We start from the raw sequence: 20,804 nt of genomic DNA, 5'->3' as shown, positions 1-20,804 counted from the left end.
TTACTTGAACGAAACCCACGTTGTCTGGAGCGTGGCAGATGGGCGTATTCTTCGCCCTTGATCAACAGGAATTAAAATGAGCGAAAGCTTTGCAGAACTTTTTGAAGAAAGCCTAAAGACCCTCAACCTTCAGGCTGGTTCGATCATCACCGCTATCATCGTTGATATCGACTACCAGGCAGGTTGGGTTACGGTTCACGCCGGTCTGAAATCTGAAGGCCTCATCCCGCTGGAACAGTTCCACAACGACGCTGGCGAGCTGACCATCAAGATCGGCGATGAAGTTCACGTTGCGCTGGACGCGGTCGAAGATGGCTTTGGCGAAACCAAGCTGTCCCGCGAAAAAGCCAAGCGTGCCGAGTGCTGGATCGTTCTGGAAGCGGCTTTCGCAGCTGAAGAAGTGGTCAAGGGCGTTATCAACGGTAAGGTTAAAGGCGGCTTCACTGTCGACGTTAACGGCATCCGTGCGTTCCTGCCTGGTTCTCTGGTTGACGTCCGCCCTGTGCGTGACACGACTCACCTGGAAGGCAAAGAGCTCGAGTTCAAGGTCATCAAGCTGGACCAGAAGCGCAACAACGTTGTCGTTTCCCGTCGCAGTGTCCTGGAAGCCGAGAACAGTGCCGAGCGCGAAGCTCTGCTCGAGTCCCTGCAGGAAGGTCAACAGGTCAAGGGTATCGTCAAGAACCTCACCGATTACGGCGCATTCGTCGATCTGGGTGGCGTCGATGGCCTGCTGCACATCACCGACATGGCCTGGAAGCGCATCAAGCATCCATCGGAAATCGTCAACGTTGGCGATGAGATCGATGTAAAGGTCCTGAAGTACGATCGCGAGCGCAATCGTGTTTCCCTGGGTCTGAAGCAACTGGGTGAAGATCCATGGGTTGCTATCAAGGCTCGCTACCCGGAAAGCACCCGCGTTACCGCGCGTGTTACCAACCTGACCGACTACGGCTGCTTCGCAGAGCTGGAAGAAGGCGTGGAAGGCCTGGTACACGTTTCCGAAATGGACTGGACCAACAAGAACATCCACCCTTCGAAAGTCGTTCAGGTTGGCGACGAAGTGGAAGTCATGGTTCTGGACATCGACGAAGAGCGTCGTCGTATCTCCCTCGGCATCAAACAGTGCAAATCCAACCCATGGGAAGATTTCTCTGGCCAGTTCAACAAGGGCGATAAAATCTCCGGCACCATCAAGTCGATCACCGATTTCGGTATCTTCATTGGTCTGGACGGCGGCATCGACGGCCTGGTTCACCTGTCCGACATCTCCTGGAACGAAGTGGGCGAAGAAGCCGTACGTCGCTTCAAGAAGGGCGACGAGCTCGACACCGTGATCCTGTCTGTTGATCCTGAGCGTGAGCGCATCTCGCTGGGTATCAAGCAGCTGGAAAGCGATCCGTTCTCCGAGTACGTCACTGTCAATGACAAGGGCGCTATCGTTCGCGGTATCGTTAAAGAAGTTGACGCCAAAGGCGCCATCATCACCCTGGCCGACGACATCGAAGCGACCCTCAAAGCCTCCGAAATCAGCCGTGACCGCGTCGAAGACGCGCGTAACGTTCTGAAAGAAGGCGAAGAGATCGAAGCCAAGATCATCAGCGTTGACCGCAAGAGCCGCGTAATCAGCTTGTCCATCAAGTCGAAAGATGTTGAAGACGAGAAAGAAGCCATTCAGAGCCTGCGTAGCAAGCCTGAAGTCGCTGAAAGCACTGGTCCTACCACCATTGGTGACCTGCTGCGCGCGCAAATGGAAAAACAGAACTAAGTTCTGCTTGACCACAAAAAGGACGACTTCGGTCGTCCTTTTTTATTTCTGCTGCTAAGGCCTTACAGGCTCTTGTTTCAGGAATGTCTGCACAGGCACTGCCCAGGCTGCCAAATGTCCTCAGTGGCCTCTCAGGCCGTCTCTATTCTTCGAATGCTTCAGCTCCCTTCCGATACGTCTCGCCTGTAATGTGGGTGTAATCTTTTCATGCCTGGTAGACAGTATTGAACATAAGTCAATAGATGGGCTGTTCAAATTCATCCGGTCATGCTAAAACCTTCCAAGCGCTGATCTAGCTGCTTGAAAAAGAAGGGAAAAATATGACGAAGTCGGAGTTGATCGAACGAATTGTCACCCATCAAGGGCTGCTCTCATCCAAGGATGTCGAGCTGGCCATCAAGACCATGCTTGAACAAATGTCCCAGTGCCTGGCGACCGGTGACCGAATCGAAATTCGGGGTTTTGGCAGCTTTTCACTGCATTACCGTGCACCGCGAGTAGGGCGCAACCCGAAGACCGGCCAGTCGGTTAGTCTCGACGGCAAGTTTGTCCCGCATTTCAAACCAGGCAAAGAGCTGCGGGATCGGGTCAATGAGGATGAAGAAGAGGGCTTTTGAAGCCATTTACCACAGGATCACCAGATGCGTATCTTCAAACGAGTCATTTTGATCGTCACCGTGTTGCTTGCTGTTTTGGCAACAACCGTGTTCGTGCTTGAAAACAGGCAATCTGTCGCGGTAACTTTTTTCGGCTGGTCAGCGCCCCAGCTTCCGTTGGCATTGCCAGTTGTCCTGGCTCTGCTGCTGGGCATGGTTATCGGTCCGGTGCTGACATGGATATCCAGTCTTCGCAAAAAACGTACGCCTTCCCCTCGCTCCGTTTGAGCAGCGCTGATCAGGCGTCGCCGAATGCATTTCTGGCGACGTAATATGCGTATTCTCCACGCCCTTGCACCCCATCGAATGGCATGCGGCGTTTCGAGGCTGGCGTTTGCTTCACGCTTATCGTCGGTATTCTTCAAAAAATCGGGCTTATAATTCTGTCAGTTTATTCTTCTGTTGTACGAAGAGTAGTTACTTTAGTGTGTAGGATTAATCTCTTTTTTAATTCAGGTGCCCATTCTAAAGGGGTAGCCGGTTATCTTCTTTAGCAGCGCCGATTGCTGCTGTCCTGACAGCTTTGTGTCAAGTCTTGAAAATAAGCCTTTCACGTGCAGAATGCGCCGAAACTTACTGTTCAGATCCGATGCCGGATGTTGCAAACATCAAGTACAGGCTGGCAAGAAAAGGTAACTGCATGTCTTATCCGGAAATCATTCATCACGGTGCTGTCGATACGGTAACCGGTTCCTGTCATCAATTGTGTATGGACGCCTCGAGCAACCTGTTGATCGACTGCGGCTCGGTGCAGGAGCGCGGTGAGCGTGCCGCCTCATTCGGGTTCGACCCAGAGACTATCAGGGCGCTGCTGGTCACCCATGTGCACAATGACCATGTCGGGCGTATCCCCGAGTTGCTGGCCTCTGGCTACAAGGGGCCCATACTGTGCAGCGAGCCCAGCGCCCATCTGCTGCCACTGGTCATGGAAGATATCCTGAAGATCGAGTTTGCGCATGACCCCGAACAAATACAGCGTTACCTGGAGCTCATCAACAAGAGAATCATCGCGCTGCCATTCGATAACTGGTTCAGTCTGGTCGAACACGAAACATTGCACTGCCGGGTTCGTCTGCAGCGTGCCGGACATATACTCGGTTCTGCCTATATCGAGTGCGATCTGCACTACCCTGCGCAAGGGCGTTCCCTGCGTGTAGTGTTCTCCGGTGATCTCGGCGCAAGTCACACACCGTTTCTGCCAGCCCCCAAGCCCCCGGAACGCGCGGATGTTCTGATTCTGGAAAGCACTTACGGTGATCGCCTTCACGAGGATCGCAGCATTCGCCAGCAGGCACTTGAGCAGATCATAGACAAGGCACTCGAAGATAACGGCACGGTTCTGATACCGGCGTTCAGCATCGGCCGTACTCAGGAATTGCTCTACGAGCTGGAAGATATTCTGCGGCGCAAAATGCCGTCGAAGCATTCTGCTGAAAACAGTGTGCTCCCGTCTGGAGGTGAAATACCGCCTGCCGATTGGTCGAGGTTGCCGATCATTCTTGACTCGCCTCTGGCGAGCCGGTTCACGAAGGTCTATCAGGCATTCGAAGACTATTGGGATGAGGATGCCCGGCTAAGACTCGATGTCGGCAGAAAGCCGCTGGGCTTCGAGCAACTGATCACTGTCGATACGCATGAGGAGCACCTGCGTACCGTCAACTACCTGACCAGCACTGCGCGTCCGGCCATCGTGATTGCCGGCAACGGCATGTGCGCCGGAGGCAGAATTGTCAATTACCTGAAAGCCATGCTGGGCGACGCCAGGCATAACGTGGTGTTTGTGGGCTATCAGGGCAAGGGCACACCTGGTGCAGCCATTCAGTTGCACGGTCCGTTGGGCGGCTATGTCGAACTGGATCGTGAACGCTTTGATATTCACGCAGGGGTTCATACCGCCAAAGGCTATTCTGCTCATGCTGATCAGGCCGGACTCGTCGGTTTCGTCACGGGCATGAAAGAGTGGCCTGTGCAGATTCGATTGGTGCACGGCGAGGCAACTGCGAAAAAGGTGCTGGGGAATATTCTGGGTCGTAAATACGCGCTTGAAAAAAGAACGGTAGAGCTGCTTATTCCTTGATAGGCGAGCGCGCTAGTTATCAGTTGAAGGCGTAATTGAATTTTCAAGGTGTGCACCTGGCCCTGGTTAATGTAAATCACCTACGTCCCATACGGGAGGACCGAGGGTCACTGATGCAGGCATTTATACAGTTGATTCAGGTGCACTGCCGAAAAGGGTTTTTTACGCCGACGGGAAAGTTATAAAATGGATTGAAGATATTTTCAGTTGTCAAAAAGCGTCACATACGGAATATTTGGCCAATTTTGAAGGGCGTTCTTGCATGAGCGGTGATGTTGCATTGGTTGCAATAACAGGTGCGACAGGTTTCGTGGGCAGTGCTGTTGTGCGCCGATTGATCGAGCGCACCGGTCATTCTGTTCGGGTTGCGGTGCGGGGTGCCTATGCCTGCTCTTCAGAACGCATCAAGGTTGTCAGCGCACAGTCGCTGGCTCCGGATAACCAGTGGTCTGATCTTGTAACCGGGGCGCATGTGGTTATTCATTGTGCTGCCCGGGTCCATGTACTCAACGAGACCGCTGATGAGCCGGATCAGGAATACTTTCGCGCCAATGTCACTGCGACGCTGAATCTTGCCGAGCAAGCCGCAGCGGCGGGGGTCAGGCGCTTTATCTTCCTCAGCTCCATCAAGGCCAACGGCGAGTTTACCCATCCCGGTGCGCCGTTCAGAGCCGACGATCCATGTAATCCACTGGATGCTTATGGCGTTTCCAAGCAGAAAGCCGAGGAGGGGTTACGCGAGCTGTCTGCCCGAACCGGTATGCAGGTTGTGATCATTCGCCCGGTTCTGGTCTACGGCCCGGGAGTCAAGGCCAACTTCAAGAGCATGATGCGCTGGCTCGACAAAGGGCTGCCGCTTCCGCTCGGGTCCATCAATAATCGTCGAAGCCTGGTGGCGGTGGATAATCTGGCTGATCTGGTCATGGTCTGCATCGATCATCCTGCAGCAGCTGACCAGACATTTCTGGTCAGTGACGCGGATGACCTGTCCACAGCCCGGCTTTTGCGTGAAATGGGCAAGGCCCTTGGAAAACCGGCCCGCTTGCTGCCGGTGCCTGAAGCGCTGTTGAAAAGCGCTGCAGCATTGCTTGGCAAGAAAGCCTTCTCACAACGGTTATGCAGCTCGCTGCAGGTCGACATCAGTAAAACCTGTACGATGCTGGACTGGCATCCACCTGTGAGTATTGAACACGCCATGCAGGATACTGCTCGATATTATCTGGAACACGACAAGCATGATTGAGTGGCTGTCAGTAATTGCTATTGCCTTTGTGTCTCTGCTTTTAACGGCGTTGCTGCGCAAGTATGCCCTTGCCAGAAGTTTGATCGATATTCCAAATGCCCGCAGCTCACATTCCATACCTACACCCAGGGGCGGCGGCGTTTCCATCGTCGTTGCCTTTGTCATTGCGATGGCAATTCTGGCCTGGGTGGGGCATCTGTCTGCATCGGTTTTTTTCGCAGTTGTTGGTTCGGGGGGACTGGTCGCCGTGATCGGTTTCATGGACGATCATGGGCACATCGCTGCACGATGGCGCCTGCTGGGGCATTTTCTTGCCGCTGCCTGGGCTTTGTTCTGGCTCGACGGGCTCGCTCCGGTTGACATCCTGGGGTGGACATTCACCCCCGGTGCTGTCGGCCAGGTACTCGCAGCGTTCTACCTGGTATGGATGTTGAATCTTTATAACTTCATGGACGGCATCGACGGTATCGCCGGTATCGAGGCAGTTACGGTGTGTCTGGGCATGAGCATCATTTATGCGCTGGGTGATTATGTCGGGCTGTCGTGGGAGGTGCTTCTGCTTGCCGCTGCCGTTGCCGGTTTCCTTTACTGGAATTTTCCGCCGGCGAAGATATTCATGGGCGATGCAGGCAGCGGATTTCTCGGAATTGTGCTCGGTGTGCTATCCATTCAGGGTTCCTGGGCCTCGCCTCAGTTATTCTGGTCCTGGCTGATTCTGCTGGGTGTGTTTATTGTCGACGCCACGGTAACGCTTGTCCGACGTCTGTTGCGCAGAGAAAAGCTCTACGAGGCCCATCGCAGCCATGCGTATCAGTTCGCGTCACGTCATTACGGCAGGCATTCGCCGGTCACGCTGACTGTGGGGCTGATCAATCTGGTTTGGCTGCTACCTATAGCGATGTGGGTGGCGTTGGGCGATGGCGAAGGGCTGATATGGACGGTAATTGCTTACGTCCCCCTTGTATTACTGGCGCTCAGGTTCCGCGCCGGTGAGGCGGAAATCGGGTAACGAAGCGGTTTTCTGGTTGTCTCAGACTCGTGGTTGTTTCACAAATACCGGTTTGAGGTGATATTTCAACCGGTAGCATAACGGAGCATTAAACAATTGATGAGCAGGTTGCGGGCCAGTTTGCTGGCCCTACCACGCCGCAAAAAGCGAATAATTCAGGTAGCTGCTGACGTTGTTCTTGTCTGGCTCGCCCTGTGGATGTCGTTTCTCGTGCGGTTGGGAATTGATGAGTTGATCAATCCTCTGGAGAAACATACCTGGCTGTTCATCAGTGCGCCGCTTGCAGCTATTCCACTGTTCATTCGTTTTGGCATGTACCGAGCGGTGATGCGCTATTTCGGCAACGACGCCCTGATTGCGATCATCAAGGCCGTTACGATGTCTTCGTTGATCCTCGGTTGCATGGTCTACGTTTACAGCAATCACCAGCAATTGGTCCCGCGCTCGGTCATCTTCAACTACTGGTGGCTGAGCATGGTGATGATCGGCGGCCTGCGTCTGGCCATGCGCCAGTATTTTCTCGGCGACTGGTTCGCGGCAGCGCAACACGTCCCCTTTGCCAAGAGCGACAATGGTCTGCAGAAAGTCGCCATTTACGGCGCGGGCGCGGCAGGAAACCAGTTGGTTGCTGCCTTGCGCATGGGACGCCTGATGCATCCGGTGGCGTTCATTGATGATGACGAATCGATTTCCAATCGGGTGATTTCCGGCCTGCAGGTCTACAAACCCCGAAATATCCAGCGAATGATAGATTCCACCGGTGCTCAGGAAATCCTGTTGGCGATCCCGTCTTCATCGCGCGGGCGTCGCCGGGAAATTCTGGGCTTTCTGGAAGGCTTTCCGTTGCACGTACGAAGCGTTCCCGGCTTCATGGACCTTGCCGCCGGCAGGGTCAAGGTAGACGACCTTCAGGAAGTCGATATCGCTGACCTTCTGGGGCGCGACGCGGTACCGGCCCGAGACAACCTGCTAGAGCACTGCATCAAGGGCAAAACGGTGCTGGTAACCGGGGCAGGTGGCTCGATCGGCTCAGAACTGTGCCGACAGATATTACTGTTGCAGCCCACCCAGTTGCTGTTGCTCGACCACAGCGAGTTCAACCTCTACAGCATTCTTACCGAACTTGAGCAGCGAGCGGCTCGCGAGTCTCTTTCGGTCAAGTTACTGCCCATACTCGGTTCGGTACGCAATCATCCCAAACTGCTGTCGATCATGAAAACCTGGAAGGTCGACACGGTCTATCACGCTGCAGCCTACAAGCACGTCCCGATGGTCGAGCATAATATTGCCGAGGGAGTCATCAATAACGTTGTCGGTACGCTCAATACCGCACAGGCGGCGTTGCAGGCGGGTGTTTCCAACTTCGTTCTGATCTCTACTGACAAGGCCGTGCGCCCGACCAACGTGATGGGCAGCACCAAGCGCCTTGCCGAACTGATACTGCAGGCGCTGAGCCGCGAGACCGCGCCGGTGATCTTCGGCGACAAGGCCAACGTTTATCAGGTCAACAAAACGCGCTTCACGATGGTTCGTTTCGGTAATGTGCTCGGGTCGTCCGGTTCGGTCATTCCGCTGTTTCACAAACAGATCCAATCAGGCGGACCGTTGACGGTGACGCATCCCAAGATCACCCGTTACTTCATGACCATCCCCGAGGCCGCGCAATTGGTCATCCAGGCGGGTTCCATGGGGCATGGCGGGGATGTATTCGTTCTGGACATGGGCGAGCCGGTCAAGATTGTCGAACTGGCCGAGAAAATGATCCACCTGTCCGGTCTGTCCATTCGCTCCGAAAAAAACCCGCAGGGCGATATCTCCATCGAGTTCACCGGGTTGCGTCCCGGTGAAAAACTCTATGAAGAGCTATTGATCGGTGACAACGTCGTCGCCACCGAGCACCCGATGATCATGAGTGCGAATGAGGATTTCCTGCAGTGGGATGTCTTGAAGGGCCGTCTTGTAAAACTGCTGGATGCGGTGGACCGCGACGATTACAACAGCGTGCGTCAATTGCTGCGAGAAACCGTAAACGGGTATGCGCCGGAAGGTGAAATCGTTGACTGGATGTATCAGGAACGCAGCGGCGAACCGTGATTTGATCAACGATTACCGAAGGCCCGGCAACGGCAGACATACGTTGATTGATCTGGACATAGGCAGCAACGCTCGACTTCTTTTCCAGGCGGCGGCAGTGCTCTAAGTTTCAGGCACAGCATGTGAAATGCTGCCTCGAACTGTTATGGAGCCTTATCTATGCGAACCCGTATCTTCAGTGCTTTGATCTTTGCCTTGCTCACCAGTGCCTCGGTTGCGGTCAACGCCACTGCGGCACCGTCTTCCTCCGCCGTGTCGCCCGCCACCATGGAAAACGCAGCGCCCGCGGCCGTTCACGAGCAACGTAACGATAAGGTCAATCTCAATACCGCCGATGCGCAAATGCTTCAGAAAGAACTGGCAGGTATCGGAAAAAACAAGGCCGATGCCATCGTTGCTTACCGGGACGCCAATGGCGAGTTTACCTCCATCGATGAATTGATCGAAGTAAAGGGCATTGGCAAGGCTATTCTGGAGAGGAATCGCGAGAAGCTGGCAATTGATTAAGCCTCGCTCTATCCATTAAAAAAAACAGGCCGATCAATGATCGGCCTGTCTGTTTATGCACGCTTTATCGAGAACGGATCTTGATAACGTTCTGTTTTCGATAAGTCAGTTGGCGCTCTTCTTTATCTCCTGTTTGAGATAGTCCCGGGTCGTGTCCAGAATGCGCTGCGACAGTTCTTCGTCAAAAGCACTACGGGCAAGTACCAGGCCGCCTACCAAGGTAGACAGTACCGGCAGGCTCTTGGATTCAGTACCCGTCTGCGCCAGAGACTGATCGAACAGTTCCAGCAAGTGAAGAATGATTTTATCCGTCGTCGCGCTGGGCTGGTCGCGCTGACCCAGTTCCAGGCACATGGTCGGTAGTGGACAACCGCCGTCTGGCGAATCGCGACTGTCTATAGAGAGGTAGAGATCAATGAATTCACTGAGCGAGTCCTGTCTGGCGAAAACGTCGCTGGTGATTCCTTTTACATTGTCGAGGGCGTGACTCAATGCCTGTTCAACAAGATCATCCTTGGATTTGAAATGCGCGTAGAAACCGCCATGGGTCAAGCCCAGTGCCTTCATCAAAGGTTGTAGGCCCGTAGCACCAATGCCATCGCGACGAAAGCGCATGGACGCTTCCTTGACGATACGTTGATGGGTTTGGGCCTTATGATCGAGCGCGTAACGCATGCGCTGAGTCTCCAGAGATGGGCCAATGTGTAACCGCATTTATACATGGATAGATGAATCGATGCAGCAGGCTTTCAATCGTGATGAGAACTTGTGCCGGAATCAAGTGAAAGAACGCCTGTCTGCTTATCCAGCTAATGAGTGAAGCTGGCTGAAAAACGCAAACTGTTCCCGCGCAGAATGCAGGCCCTCGTTGCTTGAATGAGCGCGCTGCCCTGTAAAACCACGACGTCGTCGACAAGAGGTCGATCATTCTCCAGCCCTTTGTGCAGAAGGCGTGCACGGGATTGCCTGCCTACAGTCCGGAAATTGTTGTCCTACAAGCCTTTGACTTCTGGCGTCAATCCCGGAGAATCTCGCCCGCTGTTTTCGAGGGGAGCGCTGAACTGCCGGCTTTTTCGACGCGCTGCCCTTTTTGATAAACCGGCCACGGAGAGTCGACCGGATGAATGATCAGGCTAACGGCGTCGTAGAACGCCTGGATGTAGCTCCCGAGAGCATCGCCTCTTGGAACCGTAATGACACCACCTGGATGCTCGGATTGTTCGGTACTGCCATTGGCGCAGGTACGCTGTTCCTGCCCATCAATGCAGGCATCGGTGGTTTCTGGCCACTGATGGCGCTGGCGTTGCTGGCGTTTCCCATGACGTTCTATGCCCACCGCGGGCTGACCCGTTTCGTACTGTCCGGGCGTGAAGGGGCCGATATCACTGAAGTGGTCGAGCAGCATTTCGGCAAAAGCGCCGGCGCGATGATCACCTTGCTGTATTTTTTTGCGATCTTTCCGATTCTGCTGATCTACAGCGTGGCCCTCACCAATACCGTGGGCAGTTTTCTTGAGCATCAGTTGCACATAGCGCCGCCGCCACGCGCAGCGCTGGCGTTCGTGCTGATCATGGGCCTGCTGGCCGTGGTGCGTTGTGGCGAGCGGATCATCGTCAAGGCGATGAGCCTTATGGTTTACCCGTTCATCGTCGCACTGCTGTTTCTGGCGGTATTCCTGATTCCGCACTGGACCGGTGGCATCCTGAGTACCGCGACCACCTTTCCCGAGCCTTCAGCGTTCCTGCCTACCCTGTGGCTGGCCATCCCGGTAATGGTATTTTCGTTCAACCACACGCCGATCATCTCGGCGTTTGCCGTTGATCAGAAACGTCAGTACGGCGAAAACGCCGAGGTCCGCAGTTCGCAGATACTGGCCCGCGCTCACGGCTTGATGGTCGTGATGGTGCTGTTCTTCGTGTTCAGTTGTGTATTGACGCTGTCGCCAGCCCAATTGGCCGAGGCCAAGGCACAGAACATTTCGATCCTCTCCTACCTGGCCAACCACTTCAACAACCCGACCATCGCCTTCGTGGCGCCGCTGATTGCGTTTGTGGCTATTTCCAAGTCGTTTCTCGGCCACTACATCGGTGCGAGCGAGGGCCTGAAAGGGCTGGCTTTGAAAACTGGGCGGCGTCCTGCACCGAAGGCGCTGGATCGTCTGACAGCAGCCTTCATGCTGGTTGTGTGCTGGCTGGTAGCAACGCTGAACCCTAGCATTCTGGGCATGATCGAGACCCTGGGCGGGCCGGTGATTTCGGCGCTGCTGTTCCTTATGCCGATGTATGCCGTCTACAAAGTACCCGCCATGCGTAAATATGCAGGTGCATGGTCGAACTACTTTGTGGTGGCCGCCGGTGTGGTGGCGATCTCTGCACTGATCTTTTCGCTGACACGCTGAACCCGGTAGATATAACACTGGAAGCTGCGCTGATATAACAGCGCAGCCTTTGGCCGGGCTCTGCAATCAGGGTCAATCCACAGGTTCGGGATACAACGGCCTGGACAAATGCATGATGCTGGCATAGTCGTAGACGTACTGGCGTCCCGCATGGCTGGTCGAACGCAGTTGGTCGATCAGCTGTCGCTCTTTCTTGTTCAGGTATCTCAACGCCGGATCTTGACTGGACTTCAGGCGATCACGTTCATGGGCGTCAGGGAAAGCGATGACGTTCGTCATGAAAAATCTCCTTGGGTTTTAGTCCTTGTTTGCTTTGATGTTGCCCCGGTTGCGGTGATGATGGCGACGCTTCACCTTACCCACAAAAACTTGGTGCGATCAACCCTGCAGATGCCGGGTGTGTCACATCGTTTGTATGATCTCGTAGGATTGTCCGCTGCCGTTGATGACAATCTGTACGGCATCGTCTTCGAATTTGCCCAGCAGGCTCTGCCCCAGCGGGGCCCTGGCAGTGATGACTGTGACCAGTTGCTCACCTGCGCTGACCTTCAGACCAGCAGCATCAGGGCCGAGAAACAGGTATTGCGTCTGACCGTTCAGGGCTTCGACAGCGATCAGATCACCGGTCTGAATGCCGCGTGATTCATCGAATGGCTTGAGCGACCATTTCCGATACGCCGCCAGCGACTGGCGAATCTCCTCGACACGTCGTGCCTGGCCTGCTGCCAGATACGATGCTTCCAGTCCCAGCGTGTCGTATTTGTTCTCGGCAATGTTCTCTTCGTGGGTTGCCGTTTCGTAGGCGGTCTGTGCCGCCCGTTGCGCGATGTCCAGATCGATTTCCAGCTTGTCGATGATCGATTGCAGCACGTCCTGCTTGTTCATGGTTTATCCGCAGTACTGATTGATGCTGGCGCGACTTTTTTCGCTCGGCGCAGTGCGGTCCTGCTGAATCCAGAAATCACACTTGGAACGGTTGAAGGTACGCTGCTGTTGTTCCTGAGCCTGTTCACGGGCCTGACGGGCCTCGCTTTCACGCAGGCTTTGCTCGTATTTGCGGAACATTTCAGTCTCCGGGGCGGACGGCGCGGCATTTTTTTGTGCAGGCGGGGCGGTGAGCTGGGCGGCGGCGTTTTCCAACGCCTGGGTTTGCGCCGGGGGCAGGCTCTTGTAATACAGCAGAGCGGTCAGGAACACCGCCATTGCGCCCAGCCAGATACCCAGCGCAATGCAGACAATCAATTTCAACGACACATACAGGTCGCGACGGCGGGTAGTGGATGACATGGCTGAACTCCTTGCAGGGCAACAGATGCGATTGTGCCATGCCTGATGGCCGGGCATGAAAACTGTGCTGTCCAGTGGCATCAGGCTGGTGGCAACGGGGCGTTCTGAACGACAATCAACGTTTTTTGCCATCCAGCCTCAGGGAGCCACGATGAAAGTCTCGTGGGACATTTTTTGCAGCGTAGTCGACAACTACGGTGATGCCGGCGTGACCTGGCGTCTGGCACGCCAGCTGGTTGCCGAGCAGGGTCTGCATGTGCGGTTATGGATCGACGACCTGTCGGCTTTCGTTCGCTTGTGTCCCGACGCTGATCTTAAGGCTCAGCAGCAATGGCAAGAGGGCGTGAGGGTGTGCCAGTGGCCCGCTGAATGGATAAACAGCGATATTCCTGACGTGGTCATCGAGGCCTTTGCCTGCCGCCTGCCGACGCCCTATACCGAGTCGATGCTGCAGCGTTCGCCAAGGCCGCTGTGGTTGAACCTTGAGTACCTCAGCGCCGAAGACTGGGTCTCGGGTTGCCACGGTTTGCCTTCGCCACAGTTGAACGGTTTGAAGAAGTTCTTTTTCTTTCCCGGATTTTCCGACGCCACGGGCGGCCTGCTGCGCGAAAGAAACCTGATCGAACAGCGCCAGCGATTTCAGCAAGACAAGGCCGCGAGGCAAGGTTTCTTGCAGGGGTTGGGTGTCGAGCCGTTGCCTGATGCCCGCTTGATCTCGGTATTTGCCTATGAAAATCCCGGGCTGGGCAGCTGGCTTGACGCGCTGGCCAGCGACACTCGGCCCAATCACATGCTGGTGCCGGAGGGACGCATCCTCACCGATCTGCAGCGCTGGCTGGGTGTCGGCGATGAGTTACACGCAGGTTTCATGCAGGTAAGGGGAGGGCTGACCGTGCAGGTGTTACCGTTCATCCGCCAGGAACGCTACGACCAACTGCTGTGGAGCTGCGATTTCAACGTCGTGCGCGGCGAAGACTCATTCGTCCGTGCGCAATGGGCGGGGCGGCCGATGCTCTGGCACATCTATCAGCAGGAAGACGACGCGCACCTGCCCAAGCTTGATGCGTTTTTAGCGCTCTACCTGGCGGGTCTTGCGCCTGAGGCGGCGCATGCTGTGAATCAGTTCTGGCAGAACTGGAATATCGGCAGCGACCTGAGCGAAAGCTGGCTGGCACTCACCGAACACTGGGCTGAAATCGAAAAGCACGCCGGGCACTGGTGCCAGCAACAAGCCGCACAGACTGATCTTGCCACGGCGCTGGTGCAGTTTTATGGAAATTCGCTATGATACGCGGCCTTGATACAAGGCTCTGTACGAAAAAGGCCTGCGCAGGTTGTTTCTCGTACAGAGCCTTTGGTTAATTTCATCCAAATTCGGATATATGCAATGAAAACTGGTAAAGAGCTGAAACCCGGTACTGTGATCCGTCTCGAAAACGATCCTTGGCTGGTTCAGAAAGCTGAATTCACCAAATCCGGTCGTAACAGCGCGATCATGAAAACCAAGCTGAAAAACCTGCTGACCGGTTACAAGACCGAGATCGTTTACAGCGCCGACGACAAGCTGGACGACGTGATCCTTGATCGCAAGGAAGCCACCCTGTCTTTCATCAGCGGTGACACCTACACGTTCATGGACACCACTGACTACACCATGTACGAGCTGAACGCCGAAGACATCGAAAGCGTTCTGCCTTTCGTCGAAGAAGGCATGACCGACGTTTGTGAAGCCGTATTCTTCGAAGACCGTCTGGTTTCCGTAGAACTGCCGACTACTATCGTGCGTCAGGTCGACTACACCGAAGGCTCTGCTCGTGGCGACACGTCGGGCAAGGTCATGAAGCCTGCCAAACTGAAAAACGGTACCGAGCTGAGCGTTGCTGACTTCATCGAAATCGGCGACATGATCGAGATCGATACCCGTGAAGGCGGTTCCTACAAAGGCCGTGCGAAGTAAGCATGGTTTTGTAACCCCGTTACGCAAAAAACCCGCATCGCTGCGGGTTTTTTTACGGCTGAAGTTTGAGCCTCTGCCTTTATTTCGGGCGCTATTTCAGGTGTTCTTTCAACTCCTGAGACGCCTGCAGGATGGCAGAGCGGACAGCCGGGACCTGGCTGACCACGTTGAGCAGACCGTAGTCATGGATCATGCCGTTGTAACGTACCGCCGTGACCGGCACGCCCGCCTGATCCAGCTTGCGCGCATAGGCTTCGCCTTCATCACGCAGCACGTCGGCACTGGCGGTCTGAATCAGCGCCGGTGGCAGACCTTTCAGTTGTTCGGTGGTGGCGCGCAGCGGCGAGGCGTAGATCTCGTTACGTTGTGTGGCATCGGTGGTGTAGTTGTCCCAGAACCACTTCATCATGTTACGGGTCAGGAAGTGGCCTTCGGCGTATTGGTTGTATGAACCGTTATCAAAGTTGGCGTCAGTCACCGGCCACAGCAGCACCTGATACCTGAGCGCCGGAGTGCCTTTGTCTTTGGCCATCAGTGCAACGACCGCTGCCATGTTGCCACCCACGCTGTTACCCGCCACAGCCAGGCGCTTGCCGTCGACGTTGATTTCCTTGCCGTGCTCAGCTACCCATCTGGTCGCTGCGTAGGCCTGGTTGATTGCCGTCGGGTAATGTGCTTCGGGTGAAGGCGTGTAATTGACGAACACCGCTACCGCGCCCGAGCCCACGACCAGGTCGCGGACCAGTCGCTCGTGGGTCTGGAAATCACCCAGTACCCAGCCGCCGCCGTGGAAGAACATGAAAACCGGCAAGGTCCCTTTTACGCCAGCAGGGCGCACGATATTCAGGCTGATCGGCTGGCCATCGACATTGATGGTCTTTTCGCTGACATCGGCTTTGGGCAGCGTCAGTTTGACCCCCGCCTGTGCTCCGACCAGCACGGCCCTGGCATCTTTGGGCGACAACTGCTCGATGGGTTTGCCAGTGCCCGAATTCAAGGCATCGAGAAAGGCCTGAGTGTTGTGCTCGATGGCAGGATCGCCTGCGGCAAACGCGCTGCCGATCGACAGTGCGAGAAGCGTACCGGTCATGACTTTGCTGAAGGTCTTCATGTTCGTTCCCTTGCTCATGTTCGTATCTGTGGCCGGTGAGTTAGACGGTTACATGCAGGCGCACATCGACGTTGCCGCGCGTGGCGTTTGAGTAAGGGCAGACCACGTGAGCGGCATCGACCAGTTGCTGAGCGTCGGCTTGTTCAAGGCCGGGCAGGCTGACGTGCAGGTCGATGTCCAGACCGAAACCACCGGGAATCTGGCCGATCCCTACGTGGGCGGTAATCGAGGCGTCTGCCGGAATGCTGCGTTTGCTCTGACCAGCGACGAATTTCAGGGCACCGATGAAGCAGGCCGAATAACCGGCAGCGAACAGTTGCTCAGGGTTGGTGGCTGCGCCGCCAGCACCGCCGAGTTCTTTCGGAGTGGCCAGTTTGACGTCGAGAATCTTGTCGCTGGAAACGGCACGACCATCACGGCCGCCGGTGGCGGTTGCAACTGCGGTGTAAAGAGTGTCCATGATTTTTCCTCGTTTGATAGGGATTGTTGCGCAAAATACTTGCGCGCTAACTAATTGCAAGGCAAAGGTAGTTCACGGATAGTTAGCGCGCAAGCTAAATTTTGCGAAAAGTCGAAAGAGGTCGTTTTCGGGAGGAAGAAAGCTACCAGGGCGGGTAGCTGGAAATCTTGCCAGCCCCGTGGTGCACGGGGCTCTGGCGCAACGAACGGCAGGTCAGTCCGGGCCGGCGTGAGCCTTTTTCTTAAAGGCTCTGGTGCAGATGGTCACGCAATTCCAACAGCTGTGTCTGCAGGTCACGAAGCCTTTCCATGTTCAGGCCGCTCGCCGACAGAATACAGCCGGGTATGCTCAGTGCCTGGTGTTGCAGTGCACGACCTTGTTCAGTCAGGTGCAGCAATACCACGCGTTCGTCCTCTTTGCTGCGGGTGCGGCTGATAAAGCCCTCGCCCTCAAGACGCTTGAGCAAAGGTGTCAGAGAACCCGGATCGGTGAGCAGGCGAGTGCTGACATCACCGACGGTAAGCCCGTCTTTTTCCCACAGCACCATCATTGCCAGGTACTGCGGATAGGTGAGCCCCAGTGCCTGCAGCAGCGGCTTGTAAACCTTGGTCATCATCAATGAGGTGGAGTACAAGGCAAAACACAATTGGTTATCCAGCAGCAGCGAATCGCAATCGGCAGGTGCAGCGTGGGCAGGGTTTTCTTCGGCACTCATATCAGGTCCTCAAACTCAGTCGAATGAGTTTAACTTAGTGTTGCATTCTTTAATGTGTCAGATAATTTCGAGCGTGCAGGCTCAAAGCGCTGACAGCTTGCGCCGCGCGCAAAAAAACAGGTAACACCGGGTGTTGGTTGCGCGCAGGACTGCGTAGCATTTGGCCATTGACTGGGCGGGGACGTAGTGTGATTGAAATTGTGATGTTTGTGTTACTGGGTGCAGCGATGGGCACCCTGGGGGGGCTGTTCGGAATCGGTGGTGGTCTTGTGGCAATTCCTGCGCTGGGGGTGCTGTTCGGTCTGGATCAGCAACTGGCGCAAGGGACTGCGTTGTTGATGGTGCTGCCTAACGTGTTACTCGCCTTGTGGCGCTATAACCAGCGCAACCGGATTTTGCTGCGTAATGCGTTGATGTTGATCATTCCCAGTTTTATTTTTGCCTGGCTGACGTCGCTGCTGGCGGTGCGTGTGGATCCGCAAAGCATGCGCCTTGGCTTTGTCGGCTTTCTGGTGGTGCTGACCGTGTTCAATGTCGCGCAGATGTATTGGCGCAGCCATCAGGTCGGCAGCGGGTTACGTTACGAAAAGTGGCTTTGGCTGCTGGGTGTCGGGTCGGGCATGACCGGTGGTCTGTTCGGCGTTGGCGGGGGAGTGGTGGCCACGCCGATTCTGACCAGCGTGTTCGGCACGACACAGGTTGTGGCGCAAGGGTTGGCGCTGTCCCTCGCAGCCCCGAGCACCGGGATCACGCTGGTTACCTACGCGCTGCACGATCACGTCAACTGGTCGATGGGCATTCCATTGGCCATTGGTGGTCTGGCGAGCATCAGTTGGGGTGTCAAGCTGGCGCACTCGCTGCCGGAGCGAACGCTGCGCCTGATGTTCTGCGTGTTTCTGGTGCTCTGCGCAGTCATTCTCGCGCTCAAGGTTTGAAGCCGTCGATGATGTAGTCGGCCATGCATTCGGTGATGGGCGAGGGGTTTTTCGGATTGCGCAGCAGTACGATGCTTGCCGTTGGCAGCTCGGGCAATTGTTCGGCCGCGCCGATGATGCGCAAATCTGCAGTGATCAGGCTTTGAAACTGTGCAGTGACTGCCAGGCCCGCGCTGACCACTGCTGTGATTGCTGCCATGCTGGAGCTGCTGTAGGCGATGCGGTAATCACGCTCCACGCTGTCCAGGGCGTTGCACGCCCAGTCGCGACAGAAGCAGTGTGTATTGAACATCGCCAGCGGAATGGGGTTTTGCTCATGCGGAGCAAAACCGCTGGCTTCCATCCAGACCAGGCGCTCGTGACGCAACAGCGTACCGATCTCGGTGCCGGGCTTGCGCGTGACGATGGTCAGGTCCAGGTCATTGCGTTGCAGCAGCAGGTCGGAGGGTTCGCAATGCACCTCTACCTGAACCAGCGGGTAGGCCTGTGCGAACTGCGAAAGTATGCCGGGCAGAAAGCGCATCACGTAGTCGTCGGGCGAGCCGATTTTTACCACGCCAATCATGTGTGGCTCGCGCAGCGTATTGAACACCTCACTGTGCAGCTTGAGGATGCGCCGCGCATAGCCAAGTAACACCTGGCCCTCTGCCGTCAGGTTCAGGGTCCGGCCTTCACGCTGGAACAGTTGACGCTGTACGACATCCTCTTCGAGGCGTTTCATCTGCATGCTGACCGCCGATTGCGTGCGGTTGACCACCTCGCCTGCGCGAGTGAAACCGCCGTGATCGGCAATAGCCACAAAGGTGCGCAGCAGCTCGGTGTCTATGCCTGGGTAACGGGTGCCCGAATAGCTGGCCAATACATCAACCTCCCAGATGCACTGCATAAGAAACATTCGTTGGATTGATCTTATGTCAGGCGCGAGACTTTAGTCATCTCACACGGAGGGCAAGATGATGAATGGTCAAAAAGAGTCTGTATTGATCGCAAGACCTGCCGGGCATGCTCAGCCTGGCAAGGCGTTGGTGTGGTTGAAGCATCACTTGCAGCGCTGGCTGGAGCTGTACCGTCAACGCCGCTATCTGGCGCGGATGAGTGATGACACGCTGAAGGACCTGGGGCTGAGTCGGGCCGACATTCAGCAGGAAGCCGAGCGTCCGTTTTGGGATGACCCGCTCAAGCGCTGAGCGGGCCGCTTGCTCTGCTTAGCGCCGGACCTGCTTCAGGGTTTCGGCAATCAGGAACGCCAGCTCCAGTGACTGATCGGCGTTCATGCGCGGGTCGCAGTGGGTGTGGTAGCGATCCGAAAGACCATCTTCGGTGATGGGGCGGGCGCCGCCGATGCATTCGGTGACGTTTTGCCCGGTCATTTCGATATGGATGCCTCCGGCATAAGTGCCTTCAGCCTGATGCACTTGAAAGAACTGCTTCACTTCGCCGAGGATCTGCGCAAAGTCGCGGGTTTTGTAGCCGCTGCTGGCCTTGATGGTGTTGCCGTGCATCGGATCGGAGCTCCACAGCACTTTGCGGCCTTCGCGCTCGACCGCACGAATCAGCTGTGGCAGGTGATCGCCGACCTTGTTTGCACCCATCCGCGCGATCAGGTTGAGACGGCCCGGATCGTTGTCAGGGTTGAGGATGTCGATCAGACGAATCAGGTCGTCGGTGTTCATGCTCGGGCCGACCTTGACGCCGATCGGGTTGTTCACCCCGCGCAGGAATTCGACATGCGCGCCGTCCAGTTGCCGGGTACGGTCGCCGATCCACAGCATGTGTGCCGAGCAATCGTAGTAATCATTGGTCAGGCTGTCGCGCCGCACGAAGGCTTCTTCGTAATTGAGCAGCAATGCCTCGTGGGCGGTGAAAAAGCTGGTTTCACGCAGTTGCGGCGAGCTGTCCATGCCGCAGGCGCGCATGAACGCAAGCGTTTCATCGATGCGCCCGGCCAGCTGGCTGTATTTCTCGGCCAGCGCCGAGTTGGCGATGAAGTCCAGATTCCACTTGTGCACCTGATGCAGGTCGGCAAACCCGCCCTGCGCGAAGGCACGCAGCAGGTTCAGGGTGGCGGTGGACTGGTTGTAGGCTTGCAGCAGGCGTTCGGGGTCCGGCACACGGCTTTTCTCATCGAAACCGATACCGTTGACGATGTCACCGCGATACGCCGGGAGCGTTACGCCGTCGATGATTTCGTCGTTGGCCGAGCGAGGTTTGGCAAATTGTCCGGCCATGCGTCCGACTTTCACCACCGGGCAACCGGCGGCGAAGGTCATGACGATGGCCATCTGCAGCAGCACCTTGAACGTGTCGCGAATCTTGGCTGCGGAAAACTCCATGAAGCTTTCCGCGCAGTCGCCGCCCTGTAGCAGGAACGCGCGACCCTGGGTCACTTCGGCAAACTGGCGGCGCAACTCTCGGGCTTCGCCGGCAAACACCAGCGGCGGATAGCTGGCCAGGGTCTGTTCGACCTTCAGCAGGTGCGCGGCGTCAGGGTAGTGAGGTTGCTGCTGAATCGGCAGTGCCCGCCAGCTGTCGGGGCTCCAGGGTTGGCTCATTATTGGCTCTAGGGTTGTGCAATCGGGCCAGCATG

Annotated in this window: 22 protein-coding genes; 13 read left to right on the top strand and 9 right to left on the bottom strand. The window is 56.0% G+C overall.

What is annotated here, in order from left to right:
• Positions 1 to 76: 76 nt before the first annotated feature.
• The 8 genes from rpsA (at position 77) to AO068_RS11265 (ending at position 9,354) form a co-directional block, all read left to right on the top strand.
• Positions 77 to 1,768, top strand: a complete 1,692-nt coding sequence (gene rpsA, locus AO068_RS11300) for a 30S ribosomal protein S1 (protein WP_002554562.1) — start codon at positions 77 to 79, stop codon at positions 1,766 to 1,768.
• 320 nt (positions 1,769 to 2,088) lie between these two features.
• Complete coding sequence (gene ihfB, locus AO068_RS11295; RefSeq protein WP_002554561.1) at positions 2,089 to 2,385, top strand: integration host factor subunit beta; 297 nt, start codon at positions 2,089 to 2,091, stop codon at positions 2,383 to 2,385.
• A 24-nt stretch (positions 2,386 to 2,409) separates the two neighbouring features.
• Complete coding sequence (locus AO068_RS11290) at positions 2,410 to 2,652, top strand: lipopolysaccharide assembly protein LapA domain-containing protein (protein ID WP_058408396.1); 243 nt, start codon at positions 2,410 to 2,412, stop codon at positions 2,650 to 2,652.
• A gap of 412 nt (positions 2,653 to 3,064) precedes the next feature.
• Positions 3,065 to 4,501 (top strand): MBL fold metallo-hydrolase, encoded by a 1,437-nt coding sequence (locus AO068_RS11285; protein WP_058408395.1) that lies wholly within the window; start codon positions 3,065 to 3,067, stop codon positions 4,499 to 4,501.
• A 262-nt stretch (positions 4,502 to 4,763) separates the two neighbouring features.
• Positions 4,764 to 5,744: a UDP-glucose 4-epimerase family protein gene (locus tag AO068_RS11280; RefSeq protein WP_058408394.1), complete on the top strand. Its 981-nt coding sequence runs from the start codon at positions 4,764 to 4,766 to the stop codon at positions 5,742 to 5,744.
• The gene (locus tag AO068_RS11275) at positions 5,737 to 6,753 is read left to right on the top strand and encodes an MraY family glycosyltransferase (protein WP_058408393.1); all 1,017 of its coding nucleotides are present in this window, start codon (positions 5,737 to 5,739) and stop codon (positions 6,751 to 6,753) included. The genes AO068_RS11280 and AO068_RS11275 overlap by 8 nt, the downstream gene beginning before the upstream one ends.
• A 99-nt stretch (positions 6,754 to 6,852) precedes the next feature.
• A complete protein-coding gene (locus AO068_RS11270) occupies positions 6,853 to 8,847 on the top strand; it encodes a polysaccharide biosynthesis protein (RefSeq protein ID WP_058401276.1) in 1,995 nt (664 codons plus the stop codon).
• 159 nt (positions 8,848 to 9,006) lie between these two features.
• A complete protein-coding gene (locus tag AO068_RS11265) occupies positions 9,007 to 9,354 on the top strand; it encodes a ComEA family DNA-binding protein (protein WP_044345380.1) in 348 nt (115 codons plus the stop codon).
• Between the two features lie 105 nt (positions 9,355 to 9,459).
• Here the strand turns inward: AO068_RS11265 and AO068_RS11260 are convergent, their stop codons facing one another.
• Positions 9,460 to 10,029, bottom strand: a complete 570-nt coding sequence (locus AO068_RS11260) for a TetR/AcrR family transcriptional regulator (RefSeq protein WP_058401277.1) — start codon at positions 10,027 to 10,029, stop codon at positions 9,460 to 9,462.
• A 445-nt stretch (positions 10,030 to 10,474) separates the two neighbouring features.
• On the opposite strand from AO068_RS11260, the gene AO068_RS11255 reads away from it, so the two are divergent.
• Positions 10,475 to 11,752, top strand: a complete 1,278-nt coding sequence (locus AO068_RS11255; RefSeq protein ID WP_058408392.1) for an aromatic amino acid transport family protein — start codon at positions 10,475 to 10,477, stop codon at positions 11,750 to 11,752.
• 72 nt (positions 11,753 to 11,824) lie between these two features.
• On the opposite strand, the gene AO068_RS11250 is transcribed toward AO068_RS11255, so the two are convergent.
• From AO068_RS11250 to AO068_RS11240, 3 genes are all read right to left on the bottom strand, one after another.
• Positions 11,825 to 12,031: a hypothetical protein gene (locus AO068_RS11250; RefSeq protein ID WP_002554553.1), complete on the bottom strand. Its 207-nt coding sequence runs from the start codon at positions 12,029 to 12,031 to the stop codon at positions 11,825 to 11,827.
• Positions 12,032 to 12,154: 123 nt separating this feature from the next.
• Positions 12,155 to 12,637, bottom strand: coding sequence for a GreA/GreB family elongation factor (locus AO068_RS11245; protein WP_058408391.1), 483 nt, complete (start codon positions 12,635 to 12,637; stop codon positions 12,155 to 12,157).
• A 3-nt stretch (positions 12,638 to 12,640) separates the two neighbouring features.
• A complete protein-coding gene (locus AO068_RS11240) occupies positions 12,641 to 13,039 on the bottom strand; it encodes a hypothetical protein (protein ID WP_058401280.1) in 399 nt (132 codons plus the stop codon).
• Positions 13,040 to 13,190: 151 nt separating this feature from the next.
• Here AO068_RS11240 and earP point away from each other — a divergent pair, with 151 nt between their 5' ends.
• Both earP and AO068_RS11230 read left to right on the top strand, forming a co-directional pair.
• Complete coding sequence (earP, locus tag AO068_RS11235; protein WP_058408390.1) at positions 13,191 to 14,327, top strand: elongation factor P maturation arginine rhamnosyltransferase EarP; 1,137 nt, start codon at positions 13,191 to 13,193, stop codon at positions 14,325 to 14,327.
• Positions 14,328 to 14,426: 99 nt separating this feature from the next.
• A complete protein-coding gene (locus AO068_RS11230) occupies positions 14,427 to 14,996 on the top strand; it encodes an elongation factor P (RefSeq protein ID WP_002554550.1) in 570 nt (189 codons plus the stop codon).
• 91 nt (positions 14,997 to 15,087) lie between these two features.
• Here AO068_RS11230 and AO068_RS11225 read toward each other — a convergent pair whose 3' ends face one another.
• From AO068_RS11225 to AO068_RS11215, 3 genes are all read right to left on the bottom strand, one after another.
• Positions 15,088 to 16,107, bottom strand: a complete 1,020-nt coding sequence (locus AO068_RS11225; protein WP_058408389.1) for an alpha/beta hydrolase — start codon at positions 16,105 to 16,107, stop codon at positions 15,088 to 15,090.
• Between the two features lie 40 nt (positions 16,108 to 16,147).
• A complete protein-coding gene (locus AO068_RS11220) occupies positions 16,148 to 16,567 on the bottom strand; it encodes an organic hydroperoxide resistance protein (protein ID WP_003373293.1) in 420 nt (139 codons plus the stop codon).
• 241 nt (positions 16,568 to 16,808) lie between these two features.
• On the bottom strand, positions 16,809 to 17,282 hold the full coding sequence (locus tag AO068_RS11215; protein ID WP_058408388.1) for a MarR family winged helix-turn-helix transcriptional regulator: 474 nt from the start codon (positions 17,280 to 17,282) through the stop codon (positions 16,809 to 16,811).
• Positions 17,283 to 17,470: 188 nt separating this feature from the next.
• Here AO068_RS11215 and AO068_RS11210 point away from each other — a divergent pair, with 188 nt between their 5' ends.
• Positions 17,471 to 18,217 carry a sulfite exporter TauE/SafE family protein gene (locus AO068_RS11210; protein WP_058408387.1) on the top strand — a complete coding sequence of 249 codons (747 nt, stop codon included), beginning with the start codon at positions 17,471 to 17,473 and terminating at the stop codon, positions 18,215 to 18,217.
• On the opposite strand, the gene AO068_RS11205 is transcribed toward AO068_RS11210, so the two are convergent.
• Positions 18,207 to 19,103 carry a LysR substrate-binding domain-containing protein gene (locus tag AO068_RS11205; protein ID WP_058401284.1) on the bottom strand — a complete coding sequence of 299 codons (897 nt, stop codon included), beginning with the start codon at positions 19,101 to 19,103 and terminating at the stop codon, positions 18,207 to 18,209. The genes AO068_RS11210 and AO068_RS11205 overlap by 11 nt on opposite strands.
• Before the next feature lie 67 nt (positions 19,104 to 19,170).
• Here AO068_RS11205 and AO068_RS11200 point away from each other — a divergent pair, with 67 nt between their 5' ends.
• Positions 19,171 to 19,404: a DUF1127 domain-containing protein gene (locus AO068_RS11200; RefSeq protein WP_058401285.1), complete on the top strand. Its 234-nt coding sequence runs from the start codon at positions 19,171 to 19,173 to the stop codon at positions 19,402 to 19,404.
• Between the two features lie 18 nt (positions 19,405 to 19,422).
• On the opposite strand, the gene AO068_RS11195 is transcribed toward AO068_RS11200, so the two are convergent.
• On the bottom strand, positions 19,423 to 20,769 hold the full coding sequence (locus AO068_RS11195) for a class II 3-deoxy-7-phosphoheptulonate synthase (RefSeq protein ID WP_002554540.1): 1,347 nt from the start codon (positions 20,767 to 20,769) through the stop codon (positions 19,423 to 19,425).
• Positions 20,770 to 20,804: the final 35 nt, after the last annotated feature.

This window comes from Pseudomonas sp. ICMP 3272, assembly GCF_001466905.1.
GTDB lineage: Bacteria > Pseudomonadota > Gammaproteobacteria > Pseudomonadales > Pseudomonadaceae > Aquipseudomonas > Aquipseudomonas amygdali.
This window is presented reverse-complemented; position numbering and strand designations above follow the sequence as displayed.

What these genes read in the sequence shown, in the direction of transcription:
- rpsA (WP_002554562.1), top strand. Translation starts at nt 77, where the DNA reads ATGAGCGAAAGCTTTGCAGAACTTTTTGAAGAAAGCCTAAAGACCCTC.
- ihfB (WP_002554561.1), top strand. Translation starts at nt 2,089, where the DNA reads ATGACGAAGTCGGAGTTGATCGAACGAATTGTCACCCATCAAGGGCTG.
- AO068_RS11290 (WP_058408396.1), top strand. Translation starts at nt 2,410, where the DNA reads ATGCGTATCTTCAAACGAGTCATTTTGATCGTCACCGTGTTGCTTGCT.
- AO068_RS11285 (WP_058408395.1), top strand. Translation starts at nt 3,065, where the DNA reads ATGTCTTATCCGGAAATCATTCATCACGGTGCTGTCGATACGGTAACC.
- AO068_RS11280 (WP_058408394.1), top strand. Translation starts at nt 4,764, where the DNA reads ATGAGCGGTGATGTTGCATTGGTTGCAATAACAGGTGCGACAGGTTTC.
- AO068_RS11275 (WP_058408393.1), top strand. Translation starts at nt 5,737, where the DNA reads ATGATTGAGTGGCTGTCAGTAATTGCTATTGCCTTTGTGTCTCTGCTT.
- AO068_RS11270 (WP_058401276.1), top strand. Translation starts at nt 6,853, where the DNA reads ATGAGCAGGTTGCGGGCCAGTTTGCTGGCCCTACCACGCCGCAAAAAG.
- AO068_RS11265 (WP_044345380.1), top strand. Translation starts at nt 9,007, where the DNA reads ATGCGAACCCGTATCTTCAGTGCTTTGATCTTTGCCTTGCTCACCAGT.
- AO068_RS11260 (WP_058401277.1), bottom strand. Translation starts at nt 10,029, where the DNA reads ATGCGTTACGCGCTCGATCATAAGGCCCAAACCCATCAACGTATCGTC.
- AO068_RS11255 (WP_058408392.1), top strand. Translation starts at nt 10,475, where the DNA reads ATGAATGATCAGGCTAACGGCGTCGTAGAACGCCTGGATGTAGCTCCC.
- AO068_RS11250 (WP_002554553.1), bottom strand. Translation starts at nt 12,031, where the DNA reads ATGACGAACGTCATCGCTTTCCCTGACGCCCATGAACGTGATCGCCTG.
- AO068_RS11245 (WP_058408391.1), bottom strand. Translation starts at nt 12,637, where the DNA reads ATGAACAAGCAGGACGTGCTGCAATCGATCATCGACAAGCTGGAAATC.
- AO068_RS11240 (WP_058401280.1), bottom strand. Translation starts at nt 13,039, where the DNA reads ATGTCATCCACTACCCGCCGTCGCGACCTGTATGTGTCGTTGAAATTG.
- earP (WP_058408390.1), top strand. Translation starts at nt 13,191, where the DNA reads ATGAAAGTCTCGTGGGACATTTTTTGCAGCGTAGTCGACAACTACGGT.
- AO068_RS11230 (WP_002554550.1), top strand. Translation starts at nt 14,427, where the DNA reads ATGAAAACTGGTAAAGAGCTGAAACCCGGTACTGTGATCCGTCTCGAA.
- AO068_RS11225 (WP_058408389.1), bottom strand. Translation starts at nt 16,107, where the DNA reads ATGAAGACCTTCAGCAAAGTCATGACCGGTACGCTTCTCGCACTGTCG.
- AO068_RS11220 (WP_003373293.1), bottom strand. Translation starts at nt 16,567, where the DNA reads ATGGACACTCTTTACACCGCAGTTGCAACCGCCACCGGCGGCCGTGAT.
- AO068_RS11215 (WP_058408388.1), bottom strand. Translation starts at nt 17,282, where the DNA reads ATGAGTGCCGAAGAAAACCCTGCCCACGCTGCACCTGCCGATTGCGAT.
- AO068_RS11205 (WP_058401284.1), bottom strand. Translation starts at nt 19,103, where the DNA reads ATGCAGTGCATCTGGGAGGTTGATGTATTGGCCAGCTATTCGGGCACC.
- AO068_RS11200 (WP_058401285.1), top strand. Translation starts at nt 19,171, where the DNA reads ATGATGAATGGTCAAAAAGAGTCTGTATTGATCGCAAGACCTGCCGGG.
- AO068_RS11195 (WP_002554540.1), bottom strand. Translation starts at nt 20,769, where the DNA reads ATGAGCCAACCCTGGAGCCCCGACAGCTGGCGGGCACTGCCGATTCAG.